Origin of the sequence: Paracoccus sp. ME4 (genome assembly GCF_046736325.1) — a bacterium.
In the GTDB taxonomy this organism is placed as follows: Bacteria; Pseudomonadota; Alphaproteobacteria; order Rhodobacterales; family Rhodobacteraceae; genus Paracoccus.
Genome location: NZ_CP151276.1, coordinates 277,501 through 289,135 on the forward strand (window position 1 = coordinate 277,501; position 11,635 = coordinate 289,135).

10 protein-coding genes, 1 tRNA gene and 2 rRNA genes (1 of these 13 cut by a window edge) are annotated in these 11,635 nt (G+C 67.4%); 10 read left to right on the top strand and 3 right to left on the bottom strand.

The genetic code is table 11. From position 1 onward, the window contains the following. The 3 genes from AACG61_RS01355 to AACG61_RS01365 form a co-directional block, all read left to right on the top strand. Positions 1 to 1,971: ribosomal RNA gene (locus AACG61_RS01355) — 23S ribosomal RNA — on the top strand; it begins 862 nt to the left of the window's first position. Between the two features lie 96 nt (positions 1,972 to 2,067). Next, positions 2,068 to 2,182: ribosomal RNA gene (gene rrf / locus AACG61_RS01360) — 5S ribosomal RNA — on the top strand. Between the two features lie 58 nt (positions 2,183 to 2,240). Continuing rightward, a tRNA-Met gene (locus AACG61_RS01365) sits at positions 2,241 to 2,317 on the top strand. 140 nt (positions 2,318 to 2,457) lie between these two features. Here the strand turns inward: AACG61_RS01365 and AACG61_RS01370 are convergent. Continuing rightward, the gene (locus AACG61_RS01370; protein ID WP_411838240.1) at positions 2,458 to 2,949 is read right to left on the bottom strand and encodes a hypothetical protein; all 492 of its coding nucleotides are present in this window, start codon (positions 2,947 to 2,949) and stop codon (positions 2,458 to 2,460) included. Between the two features lie 173 nt (positions 2,950 to 3,122). Here AACG61_RS01370 and AACG61_RS01375 point away from each other — a divergent pair, with 173 nt between their 5' ends. The 5 genes from AACG61_RS01375 to minE all read left to right on the top strand — a co-directional run bounded on the left by AACG61_RS01375 (position 3,123) and on the right by minE (position 7,042). Next, a complete protein-coding gene (locus tag AACG61_RS01375; RefSeq protein ID WP_411838241.1) occupies positions 3,123 to 3,776 on the top strand; it encodes a DDE-type integrase/transposase/recombinase in 654 nt (217 codons plus the stop codon). 180 nt (positions 3,777 to 3,956) lie between these two features. Beyond that, a complete protein-coding gene (locus AACG61_RS01380) occupies positions 3,957 to 4,988 on the top strand; it encodes a peptidoglycan-binding domain-containing protein (protein ID WP_411838242.1) in 1,032 nt (343 codons plus the stop codon). Between the two features lie 241 nt (positions 4,989 to 5,229). Then, on the top strand, positions 5,230 to 5,925 hold the full coding sequence (gene minC, locus AACG61_RS01385) for a septum site-determining protein MinC (RefSeq protein WP_411838243.1): 696 nt from the start codon (positions 5,230 to 5,232) through the stop codon (positions 5,923 to 5,925). A 26-nt stretch (positions 5,926 to 5,951) separates the two neighbouring features. Then, a complete protein-coding gene (gene minD / locus AACG61_RS01390; RefSeq protein WP_411839432.1) occupies positions 5,952 to 6,770 on the top strand; it encodes a septum site-determining protein MinD in 819 nt (272 codons plus the stop codon). Next, on the top strand, positions 6,767 to 7,042 hold the full coding sequence (gene minE, locus AACG61_RS01395) for a cell division topological specificity factor MinE (RefSeq protein WP_411838244.1): 276 nt from the start codon (positions 6,767 to 6,769) through the stop codon (positions 7,040 to 7,042). Before minD ends, minE begins: the two co-directional genes overlap by 4 nt. 15 nt (positions 7,043 to 7,057) lie before the next feature. Here minE and oiaX read toward each other — a convergent pair whose 3' ends face one another. Beyond that, positions 7,058 to 8,293, bottom strand: coding sequence for a 3-oxo-isoapionate-4-phosphate decarboxylase OiaX (gene oiaX / locus AACG61_RS01400; RefSeq protein ID WP_411838245.1), 1,236 nt, complete (start codon positions 8,291 to 8,293; stop codon positions 7,058 to 7,060). Then, positions 8,290 to 9,657, bottom strand: a complete 1,368-nt coding sequence (locus AACG61_RS01405) for a four-carbon acid sugar kinase family protein (protein ID WP_411838246.1) — start codon at positions 9,655 to 9,657, stop codon at positions 8,290 to 8,292. Before AACG61_RS01405 ends, oiaX begins: the two co-directional genes overlap by 4 nt. Before the next feature lie 86 nt (positions 9,658 to 9,743). Between AACG61_RS01405 and AACG61_RS01410 the strand changes: the two genes are divergently transcribed. Then, positions 9,744 to 10,574 (top strand): phosphogluconate dehydrogenase C-terminal domain-containing protein, encoded by an 831-nt coding sequence (locus AACG61_RS01410; protein WP_411838247.1) that lies wholly within the window; start codon positions 9,744 to 9,746, stop codon positions 10,572 to 10,574. 61 nt (positions 10,575 to 10,635) lie between these two features. After that, positions 10,636 to 11,613, top strand: coding sequence for a TRAP transporter substrate-binding protein (locus tag AACG61_RS01415; protein ID WP_411838248.1), 978 nt, complete (start codon positions 10,636 to 10,638; stop codon positions 11,611 to 11,613). Positions 11,614 to 11,635: the final 22 nt, after the last annotated feature.

The following is an 11,635-nucleotide window of genomic DNA, read 5'->3' on the forward strand; positions in this document are numbered from 1 at the left end:
CGGACGTATTCCCTGGGGGGTAGAGCACTGCATGGATGATGGGGGCCCACAGCCTTACTGAGTCTAAGCAAACTCCGAATACCCAGGAGAACTATCCGGGAGACACACGGCGGGTGCTAACGTCCGTCGTGGAGAGGGAAACAACCCTGACCAACAGCTAAGGCCCCCAATTCGTGGCTAAGTGGGAAAGCATGTGAGACTTCCAAAACAACCAGGAGGTTGGCTTAGAAGCAGCCATCCTTTAAAGATAGCGTAACAGCTCACTGGTCTAATCAAGAGGTCTTGCGGCGAAGATGTAACGGGGCTCAAGCCACGAGCCGAAGCTTTGGATGCACCTTAGGGTGCGTGGTAGCGGAGCGTTCTGTGATATAGAACGCTGCCTCTTTAGCCCAGCAATGGTCTACGGAGGCAATGTTCTGACTGTGAAGCCGGGCCGTGAGGCAACCGGTGGAGTGATCAGAAGTGAGAATGTTGACATGAGTAGCGACAAACAGGGTGAGAGACCCTGTCGCCGAAAGTCCAAGGGTTCCTGCTTAAAGCTAATCTGAGCAGGGTAAGCCGGCCCCTAAGGCGAGGCCGAAAGGCGTAGTCGATGGGAACCAGGTTAATATTCCTGGGCCAGGAGATGGTGACGGATCCCAAAGGTAGTTCGATCTTAACGGATTGATCGGGCTGCTCAGGGGTCCCTGGAAATAGCCCTCCACAAGACCGTACCCGAAACCGACACAGGTGGACTGGTAGAGAATACCAAGGCGCTTGAGAGAACCACATTTAAGGAACTCGGCAAAATACCTCCGTAAGTTCGCGAGAAGGAGGCCCGGTTTTTGCGCAAGCAGAGGCCGGGGGCACAAACCAGGGGGTGGCGACTGTTTACTAAAAACACAGGGCTCTGCGAAGTCGTAAGACGACGTATAGGGTCTGACGCCTGCCCGGTGCCGGAAGGTTAAAAGGAGATGTGCAAGCATTGAATTGAAGCCCCGGTAAACGGCGGCCGTAACTATAACGGTCCTAAGGTAGCGAAATTCCTTGTCGGGTAAGTTCCGACCTGCACGAATGGCGTAACGACTTCCCCGCTGTCTCAAATGTGGACTCAGCGAAATTGAATTGTCTGTGAAGATGCAGACTTCCCGCGGTTAGACGGAAAGACCCCATGCACCTTTACTACAACTTCGCACTGGCATCAGGATTGCGATGTGCAGGATAGGCGGTAGGCTTTGAAGCGGGGACGCTAGTCCTCGTGGAGCCATCCTTGAGATACCGCCCTTCGCACTCTTGATGTCTAACCGCGGCCCGTTATCCGGGTCCGGGACCCTGCGTGGTGGGTAGTTTGACTGGGGCGGTCGCCTCCCAAACAGTAACGGAGGCGCGCGAAGGTTGGCTCAGACCGGTCGGAAATCGGTCGTTGAGTGCAATGGCAGAAGCCAGCCTGACTGCAAGACTGACAAGTCGAGCAGAGACGAAAGTCGGCCATAGTGATCCGGTGGTCCCGAGTGGAAGGGCCATCGCTCAACGGATAAAAGGTACGCTGGGGATAACAGGCTGATGATGCCCAAGAGTCCATATCGACGGCATCGTTTGGCACCTCGATGTCGGCTCATCTCATCCTGGGGCTGGAGCAGGTCCCAAGGGTATGGCTGTTCGCCATTTAAAGAGGTACGTGAGCTGGGTTTAGAACGTCGTGAGACAGTTCGGTCCCTATCTGCCGTGGGTGTTGGAGACTTGAGAGGAGTTGCCCCTAGTACGAGAGGACCGGGGTGAACGTTCCACTGGTGGACCAGTTGTCGTGCCAACGGCAGTGCTGGGTAGCTATGAACGGACAGGATAAACGCTGAAGGCATCTAAGCGTGAAGCCCCCCTCAAAACAAGGTCTCCCTTGAGAGCCGTGGAAGACCACCACGTCGATAGGCCGGAGATGTAAGTGCAGCAATGCATTCAGTTGACCGGTACTAATGGCTCGATAGGCTTGATTTGATCCGGAAGAAGCAGGATTACCCCCGCTTCCTCCAAAGCATCCTTGGACAATATCAGATCCCGCAAGGGGTCCGACGCTGAGCGTTTCTTTCCTGGTCTGGTGGCCCTAGCGCGAGCAAAACACCCGATCCCATCCCGAACTCGGCCGTTAAGTGCCGCTGCGCCGATGGTACTGCGTCTCAAGACGTGGGAGAGTAGGTCACCGCCAGACCTGGAAAGAAACGCATATCTCTCCGAAACGATAACAAACCCGATCAGGACACATATGGCGCGGGGTAGAGCAGCCCGGTAGCTCGTCAGGCTCATAACCTGAAGGCCGCAGGTTCAAATCCTGCCCCCGCAACCAAATCAACCGAACTCGCATCCAGCCCGCTTCCAAGCGGGCTTCTTGTCGTTCCACCCTGCGCCAAGCCGACCATGGCTCCAAACGCGCCATCCAGCTCCAGCGTATCTCTTGGGACTCGCGCCGGACCGTCACGTGGCTGATCAGCGTCCGGACGCTCTCCAGCGCCGGGACATGTAGGCCCGGATCCTCCAGCGTGCGCGTGAGATCTCCGACCTTGCGGCGATAAAGCTCCGCCATGTTCGGATGCAGCCGCACCGGCACGGTGCCGGGGCCGAGAGTGTTCGCTCCAGCTGCGCCTTGCGGGCCTCCAGCGCCTCCAGCTTCTCCTTCAGGCCCGGCGTCCGCAGGCCTTCCGCGATGGTGTCGTAAAGACCGTCCAGCTTGCGGCAGAGCGCAGCCCGCTCCGCTTCCAGGCGCTGGCGCTGGCTGGCTTCGGCGCCCCGCCGTGCGTTCATCTCGCGCGTCATGCTGGTGAGGAAGGCGGCCACCGCGTCGGGCTGCATCAGACAGTCCCGCAGCAGGTCCAGGACCGCCTCCTCCAGAACAGCCCGGCGGATGGACTGCCGCTCGGTGCAGCTCCCGAGTTTACACGCGGCGTTGCAGGCTAGTACCGCCTCTTGCCGGATGACCATGCGGCCCATGAGGCGATCCTGCGGGATGACTCCGTGCTGCGCGAGCGCCTGAAGGACCCGGCGCGGGTGCGCCGCAGGTCTCGGCTATCGGCGTCTGCCTGCCTTCCTGCGCGGTGAGGGTTATGAGATGAACCGCAAGCGCCTGTTCCGCATCCATCGCGAGGAACGGCTGCATGTCCGTCGCCGCGCCGGCCACAAGCGGGCGACAGGGACACGAGCCCCGCTGGCGCTTTCCGCTGACGCCGGACCAGCGCTGGCCGCGCGACGTCGTGTCCGACCGGCTGGCCTATGTCCGCCGCTTCTGCGTGCCGAGCGCGGTCGACGATTGCATGCGGGAATGCCTGGCCCCGATCGCCGACACGTCCCTGTCCGGCGCAAGGGTCACGCGGGAGTTGGCGACGTTGTTCGGGGCCTGCGGAAGGCCCGGAACCGTGGTCAGCGACAATGGCACCAAGCTCACCTCGAACGCGATCCTGACCTTTGCCGACGACCTCAGGATCGACTGGCGCCGCATCGCGCCGGGCAGGCCGACCCGGAGCGCCTTCATCGAGAGCTTCAATGGCCGTCTGCACAACGCGCTGTTGAACGAGACTCGAACCCCGCCCGTGATAGGCTCGCGGCTTGGCGCAAGGATTGAAACACCAAACGCCCGCACTCCAGCCCCGGTTGGCAGACGCCTGCCGAGTTCGCCCGGACCTTCGACCAGCACCGGGGTCCGATGCAGCCCAACCCGCAAAGCTCCGCGCCAGACCCAGTTGCTCGACCCACCAAAACTCAAACCCGCAGGTGCGCAAACGCTGATAAAAGGTGGGGCCAACGTCAGCTGATCCCTCGCAAACGGAAGAACGACCCAATTCACACATCTGCTTTATCCGCACGGTTCCTCGGGACCTCGGGCGGAATTTCCGCTAACACCCTGGATCGTATCGTCCGACGGGACGTTCTGTCGGGCATGAATGCCCGGATGCCAGGCAGGACGATCCGTCACGCGCAGAAAGGACAGAACGATGCGACGCTTTTGCATTTCGACGATGGTCGCGGGCACGATGGCCCTGACCGGACCGGCGATGGCCAATTCCGAACTGGGGGATGTGGTCGGCACCATCGCGCGGACGCTGCTGGAACAGCAGCAGGCCGCGCAGGAGACCTCGCTGTGGCAGGGGGTCGTCGAGAACGGCTCGGCCGCGGCCTACCGCCAGTATCTGGACGCCTATCCGAACGGGCAATTCGCCCGCGAGGCGCGCCAGCGTCTGAACGGGCAGGCGGGCCAAGGCAACCAAGGGACGGCCCCCGTCGTGACCGACAGCACGGCCGCGCGGGCCGAGGCGCAGCTGGGCCTGTCGCGAAGCGACCGCATGGCGATCCAGCGGCGGCTGTCCTCCCTGGGCTTCTACCGCTCGGGGATCGACGGCGATTTCGGTTCGGGCACGCGCCGCGCCATCGCCGCATGGCAGGACGCCCGCGACCTGCCGGGACGCGGCTATCTGAACGCGAACCAGGTCCGGCAGCTGCTGACCAGCGCCGAAACCCCCGCGACCACCCCGGCCACGGGCGACGGTGCGACCTCGGCCGCGCAGGCGGAGCTTAACCTGCGCCTGACCCGCAGCCAGCGGGTGCAGATCCAGCGCGACCTGATCGCCCTCGGCTATGATCCGCGGGGCGCGGACGGCCTGTTCGGCAGTGGCACGCGCGAGGCGATCCGCAGCTGGCAGCGCGACAGCGGCGCCCGCGTCACCGGCTATGTCACCGAGGCGCAGGTCCGCACGCTGCGCAATGCCGGCGGCGACCGCACGCCCGCGCCGACCCAGAACCGTGCCGCCGAGCTGGACGAGGCGCTTCTGGGTCTGACCCGGGACGAGCGCGTGGCCGTCCAGCGCCGCCTGATCAACCTGGGCTATCTGCGCGGCAGCGCCGACGGCGTCTTCGGTGCCGCCACGCGCAGCGCCATCGCGCGCTGGCAGGGCGACAACGGACTGACCGAAAGCCGCTATCTGACCGCCGAACAGGTCCGCACCCTGCAGCAGCAGTCGCGGCTCTGACCGGACCGGCGCGGACCCGCCCCGTAGATGGGGGCGGGTCCGCCTTGCCGGCAGGTTCGCGCTGGCCTATCACGCTGTTTCTTCCCTTGGACGCGCGTTCGTGACAGAGGGAAGGGAACAACAGCGGCGGCGCGGCATCGAATCGCGACCCCCTCGAGAGCAGGAGCACAGTCGCGACGTGTCAGACCGATACGCCCGGAACCGGCGCGATCCTGCGCCGGCTGCCACGGCCGCCTTTCAGGTGCGGGGCCGTTTCCTGACCGCGCTGGTCCTGCGCATCGACATCGACGGGATCGGTGAGGCGTTCCACGCCCAGCTGGACGACCAGCTGCGCCGCACGCCGCAGTTCTTCTCGGGTGCGCCGATGGTCCTGGACCTGGCCCAGGCTCCGGCCCTGCGCGACGTGCAGGCGCTGTCGGGTCTGGTCGAGGATCTGCGCCGGCGCGACCTGCGGGTCTTCGGCGTCCAGAACGCCGCCGACATGGACGAGGCGCAGCTGCAGGGGCTTGGCCTGATCCCGGTCACCACCGGCCGCGATGCGCCGCTGCCGCGGCCCGCGGACCCCGCGCGCGCCCCGGCTGCCCAGCCCGCCGACGTCGCGCCCCCGCCGCAGAACCGGATCGTCCAGGCGCCGGTGCGCTCGGGCCAGCGCGTCGTGGCCGAGCAGGGCGATCTGACGATCATCGGATCGGTCGCCTCGGGGGCCGAGCTGGTCGCCGCGGGCAGCATCCACGTCTACGGCACGCTGCGCGGCCGGGCGCTGGCGGGCTGTCACGGCGACGAGACGGCGCGCATCTTCTGCCAGACGCTCAGCGCCGAGCTGGTGGCCATCGCGGGCCTCTATCAGACCAGCGAGACGCTGGACCCGGCCGCGCTGGACCGGGCGGCGCATATCTATCTCAAGGATGAAAAACTCTGCATGGAGGTGATCGCATGACGACCGAAGCCAAGACCAATCCCCCCTTGGGACGGGTCATCGTGATCACGTCCGGCAAGGGCGGCGTGGGCAAGACGACCTCCTCGGCGGCGATCTCGGCCGCGCTGGCCAAGAAGGGCTTCCGCACCGTGGTCATCGACTTCGACGTGGGTCTGCGCAACCTGGACATGACCATGGGCTGCGAGCGCCGGGTGGTGTTCGACTTCATCAACGTCATCCAGGGCGACGCCCGGCTGAAGCAGGCGCTGATCAAGGACAAGCGGGTCGAGACGCTGTCGATCCTGCCGACCTCGCAGACCCGCGACAAGGACGCCCTGACCAAGGCGGGCGTCGAGACGGTCCTGACCGAGCTGAAGACCGAGTTCGACTACATCATCTGCGACAGCCCCGCGGGCATCGAGCACGGCGCCCAGATGGCGATGCATTTCGCAGACGAGGCCGTGGTCGTGACCAATCCCGAGGTGTCGTCGGTGCGCGACAGCGACCGGGTCCTGGGCCTGCTGAGCAGCCAGACCAAGCGCGCCGAGACCCCCGGCGCCGAGCCGATCAAGGCGCAGGTCCTGATCACCCGCTTCGACCAAGAGCGCGTCGAGAAGGGCGAGATGATGACCGTGGAGGACGTGCTGGAGATCCTGGCCGTGCCGCTTCTGGGCGTCGTCCCCGAAAGCAAGGCGATCCTCAAGGCGTCGAACGTGGGCACGCCGGTGACGCTGGACGGCCCGTCCGCGGCGGCCAGCGCCTACGAGGACGCGGTCGCGCGCCTGACCGGCGAGACGGTCGAGATGCGCATCCCCGGAGAGCCGCGTCCGGGCATCCTGAAGCGTCTGTTCGGGCGGGCGTCATGAGCCTCTTCGATTTCGTCCGCCGCAAGGCCCCGCCGAAAAGCGCCCAGACCGCCAAGGACCGGCTGCAGATCCTGCTGGCGCATGAGCGCAGCGGCGGAGGCTCGGCCGAGGCCGACTATCTGCCGATGCTGCAGCGCGACATCGTTGCCGCGATCCGCAAGTACGTCCCCATCGGCGACGACGATGTCGACGTCCGCATGGAGCGCGGCGACAAGATGTCCAGCCTGGAGATCAACATCGACCTGCCCGGCACGCCCGCCAAGGGGCGCTGAGCGCGGCGCGGGCGCTCAGCCCGTGCCCCATCGGGCAAAGCTGGCCGCCAGGTCCGGGCATTCGGCCATGGCCTGTGCCGGCGTCAGGCCCGCGCCGGCCGCGGCCCAGGCATGGCGGATGGCGCGCACCCCCGCGGCAGGCCCGTTCGGATGGCCGTGGATCCCGCCGCCGCCCAGATACATCAGGTCCGACGTGCCGCCCGTCCGCGCCCAGGTGTCGAAGGCCTGACCGCCCCATTGCCCCGAACAGACCACCGGCAGCGCCCGGTCCGCCTCCGAGAAGATCGGCGTCGTCACGTCCGCGAAGGACCGCACGAAGCTGTCGTCGCCCTCCCAGTATTTCGCGCCGATGCCGTTGATCTGGAACTGATCGACGCCCAGCAGGCGCCAGATCTTCTGCCAGGCGCGAAACTCGAAGCCCAGGCCCGGATGGCGCGTCAGCACGTCCCACCCGTTGCGATGCGCATGCAGGCACAGCGCCGACCGCCGCCGCAGGAAGGCCATCGCCCCCGGCCCGATCGAGTTGATGTTCACCACCGCCGCATTGCCGCCCCGTGCCACGACGTGATCGTGGCGGCGCATCATCACGTCCGGGTCCGCCGATGACAGGCCGAAGGCATACATCACCCGCTTGCCCGTCCGCTGTTCGTGATCGCGGATCACCGCCATGACGGCATCGACCCGCGCCTCGAAGGGGGAATAGGCGGGCGACATCATCTTTTCGTCGTCCTTGATGAAATCGACGCCGGCCTCGCACAGCGTGCGCACGACCTCGGCCGTCTGGTCGGGGGTCAGGCCAAGCGAGGGCTTGATGATCGACGCGATGATCGGCCCTTCTGCGACCCCGGTCAGGCGGCGGGAACCTTCGATGCCGAATTGTGGCCCCGGATGCGCGGCGAAATCGGGCGTCAGGTCGAAGTCCAGCACCCGCATGCCGGTCAGGCCGCGCGCCGCGAAGAGGCCGCCCGTGGTCACCGTCAGCAGCGCCGCGAAGTCGCCGCCGATGCTGTCGGGCGAAAAGGCGATGGTCGCGCGGGCGCGCCGCACCGGCCCCCCGCCCTCAGGCAGCGAGGGCTGGGGCAGGGGCTCCAGCAGGGTCACGTCCTCCACCCGCGCGGCGTGGCTTGCGCGCAGGGCGTCGGTCTCTCCGGGCAGCTCGGTGAAGGTGCCGGTGGACTGGTCGGCTGCGATCTTCTCGGCCATGGCGCGCGGGTCGCCCGGGGTCTCCAGCAGATAGGTGACGCGGATCATGGCTGCTCCTGATGTCGGGGGCCGCCGCCGTCGCGGATCCAGCCGAAATAGTCGGTCGAGCCCATCTGCCCGCCCTTCAACGCGATCTCCAGCCCGTCATGCGGGCCGTCCCCATGCGCCCGGCACAGCGCCGCGCCGGGGATGGTGGGGGCCAGCGCGGTCAGGGCCGTCAGGCCCAGCTGCCGCATCGCGTGCCCCGAGGTGTCGCCCCCCGAGATCACCGCGCGGCGGATGCCCGACCCGCGCAGCACCCCGTCCAGGATGCGGCCCAGCCCCTCTCCGATCCGCCGGGCGGCGGTCTCGGGCGCCATGCCGGAGGCCGACAGCGCGCTGCGGAACGCGCCAACTTGCGCGCCGTCATGGCCCGCCGCCGAATGGATCAGCGGGCTGGCGCCGTCGCTTGCGGCGCGCAAGGCGGCGGCGGTCAGCCGCGCGACCTCCGCCGCCAGATCGGCCTCGGACCCGCAGGCGGCGCGCGCGTCGAAGGGCAGCAGCGCAAAGCCGTGCCGCCCGGCCCAGTCCAGCTGCGCCGCCGTCACCGGCGACACCGAGCCCGACACCGCCGCGATCCGCGCCACGCGCCCGGCCGAGGCGGGCGGGGGCGGCGCGGGCAGGGCGCCCGTCTGCTGCCAGTGGCGCACCAGCGCGTATTCGACCCCCTGGCTGCCCGCGACAAGGCCCATCCGCGCGCGGTTCCGCCAGATCAGCGCGCCCGCCGCGGCCTCGGATGCCGGGTCCATGCTGTCGATGGACAGGATGCGCGCGCCCTGGGTCAGTGCCTCCTCCAGCCGGGCCTGCGGGTCCGTGGCCAGCGCCTCCAGGTCGATCAGCGCGCCGGGCAGGTCGGTCTGCCCGGCCAGATGGGCCAGCAGGTCGGATTCGGCCATGGGCGTCGCGGGGTGATGGGCCATGACCGGGTGCCGGTCCAGCCGGAACACCCCCTGCGGGCTGCCCGCGAAGAGATGCCCGAAGGCCTGATAGCGACGCATGGCGGGGGCAGCGGTCAGCAGGGGCACGGCGCGCGAAGGGCGCACCGACAGCCCCGCCGCGATGGCCGCGCCGATCGAGCCCAGATGCGGCGCCGAATCGAAGGTCGAGCATATCTTGTAATGCAGAATCTGCGGCCGCAGCGCGTCCAGCGCGGCAAGCAGCGGCGGCAGGTGTTCGGCCATCCAGGCCGGTCCCTGCGCGCGGGCGGTCGTTGCCAGCCCCACCGCCGCGCAATCCGCGAACCGCGCCATGAGCGCCGCTGTGGGCGGTTCGGTGAACAGGACCGACGGCAGGCCGGCGAAGGTCAGCACCTCCATCACCGCGGCCGCGCCGGTGAAGTCGTCGCCCAGCCAGGCCAGCCGCAGATCGGTCATTCGCATCCCCTCTTGACGTAACGGAATAATTATCACCTCATCATACCAGTTAGGCAAGTGATTCCCGAAGGCCGGAGGAGACCAAGATGACCAAGGTGGCGCTGCTGGGGGCGGGCGGTAAGATGGGGGTGCGTCTGGCGACGAACCTGGCCCGGACCGATTTCGAGGTGGCCCATGTCGAGGTCAGCCCCGCCGGACAGGCCCGGCTGAAGGCCGAGACGGGGCTGGATTGCGTCCCGCAGGAGGCGGCGCTGGCGGGTGCCGAGGTGGTGATCCTGGCGGTGCCGGACACGGTGATCGGCAAGGTCGCGGGCGCGGTCGTGCCGCAGCTGGCGCCGGGCACGATGGTCGTGGTGCTGGACGCGGCCGCGCCCTTTGCGGGCCATCTGCCCGAGCGGGCCGACATCACCTATTTCGTGACCCATCCCTGCCACCCGCCGATCTGGAACGACGAGGACACGCCCGAGGGCCGGGCCGACCATTTCGGCGGCGTCGCCGCCAAGCAGGGCGTGGTCAACGCGCTGATGCAGGGCCCGCGCGAGCATTACGCCCTGGGCGACAGCATCGCCCGCGCGATCTATGCCCCCGTCGCCCGCAGCCATGAGGTGACCGTCAGGCAGATGGCCATGCTGGAGCCGGGCCTGTCCGAGACGGTCTGCGCCTCGCTGCTGGCGGTGATGCGCGAGGCGCTGGACGAGTGCGTGGCGCGCAGCGGCGTCAGCCACGACTGCGCCCGCGACTTCCTGCTGGGCCACATGAACATCCTGGGCGCGGTGCTGTTCAACGAGCGCGAGGGCGCCTTCTCGGACGCCTGCAACAAGGCGATCGAGTTCGGCAAGCCGATGCTGATGCGCGACGACTGGAAGCGCGTCTTCGACTGGGACGAGGTCGAGGCCAGCATCCACCGCATCACCTGACATCGCGCGGCGGGCGGGGGAGCGTCCGCCGCGATCACCAACACAAGGGAGGAGACCTGTGATGACCAAGATGATGACCGCCGCGTCGATGCTGGCCATGCTGCTGGGCGCGGGACCGGCGCTGGCCCAGGCCAAGGTGATGAACCTGGCCTTCACCCCGCCCGCCGACAGCCATTACGGCGACGCGGCGCGCGCCTTTGCCGAGACCATCGCGGAACGCTCGGACGGTGCCTTCGAAATCGCGCTGCGCCCGGCAGGCGCCCTGGGCGGCGAGCGCGACGTGATCGAGGGGATGCAGATCGGCACGGTCGAGCTGGCGATCTCCTCGACCGGACCCATCGGCAATTTCGTCCCCGAGGTCTATGCGCTGGATTTCCCGTTCCTGTTCGACGACTACGCCAGCGCGCACGCGGTCCTGGACGGAGAGATCGGACAGGAGCTGCTGGCCAGCTTCCAGCCGCACGGCATCGTGGGCCTGGCCTGGGCCGAGAACGGGTTCCGGCACATCACCAACTCGGTCCGTCCGATCCGCGAGCCGGCCGACCTGGCCGGGCTGAAGCTGCGCACGATGGAGAACGAGGTCCATATCGCGGCCTTCCGCGCCGCCGGGGCGGCCCCCACGCCGATGAGCTGGACCGAGGTGCTGACCTCGCTGCAGCAGGGCACGATCGACGGGCAGGAGAATCCCATCCCCATCGTCACCGCCAACAACATGTGGGAGATCCAGGACAACATCACCCTGACGGGCCATGTCTATTCGCCCGCCGTGGTGGCCATGTCCGCCATCCACTGGGACGGCCTTACCGAGGAGCAGCAGGGCTGGTTCGTGGAGGCCGCCCAGGCCGCCGCCGCCGCATCGCGCCAGACCGTCGCCGCGAACGAGGAATCGGGCATCGCGCTGATGCGCGAGAACGGGATGGAGGTGATCGACGGCATCGACAAGGCCGCCTTCGCCGCCGCGGTCCAGCCCGCCTATGACGAGTTCGCCGACCGCTATGCGCCCGAGCTGATCGCGCGCATCCGCGCGGCGCAGGAATAGCGCGTCCGGCGGGGCCGTCCGC

What these genes read in the sequence shown, in the direction of transcription:
- AACG61_RS01380 (WP_411838242.1), top strand. Translation starts at nt 3,957, where the DNA reads ATGCGACGCTTTTGCATTTCGACGATGGTCGCGGGCACGATGGCCCTG.
- oiaX (WP_411838245.1), bottom strand. Translation starts at nt 8,293, where the DNA reads ATGATCCGCGTCACCTATCTGCTGGAGACCCCGGGCGACCCGCGCGCC.
- AACG61_RS01415 (WP_411838248.1), top strand. Translation starts at nt 10,636, where the DNA reads ATGACCAAGATGATGACCGCCGCGTCGATGCTGGCCATGCTGCTGGGC.
- AACG61_RS01410 (WP_411838247.1), top strand. Translation starts at nt 9,744, where the DNA reads ATGACCAAGGTGGCGCTGCTGGGGGCGGGCGGTAAGATGGGGGTGCGT.
- AACG61_RS01370 (WP_411838240.1), bottom strand. Translation starts at nt 2,949, where the DNA reads ATGGTCATCCGGCAAGAGGCGGTACTAGCCTGCAACGCCGCGTGTAAA.
- AACG61_RS01375 (WP_411838241.1), top strand. Translation starts at nt 3,123, where the DNA reads ATGTCCGTCGCCGCGCCGGCCACAAGCGGGCGACAGGGACACGAGCCC.
- minE (WP_411838244.1), top strand. Translation starts at nt 6,767, where the DNA reads ATGAGCCTCTTCGATTTCGTCCGCCGCAAGGCCCCGCCGAAAAGCGCC.
- AACG61_RS01405 (WP_411838246.1), bottom strand. Translation starts at nt 9,657, where the DNA reads ATGACCGATCTGCGGCTGGCCTGGCTGGGCGACGACTTCACCGGCGCG.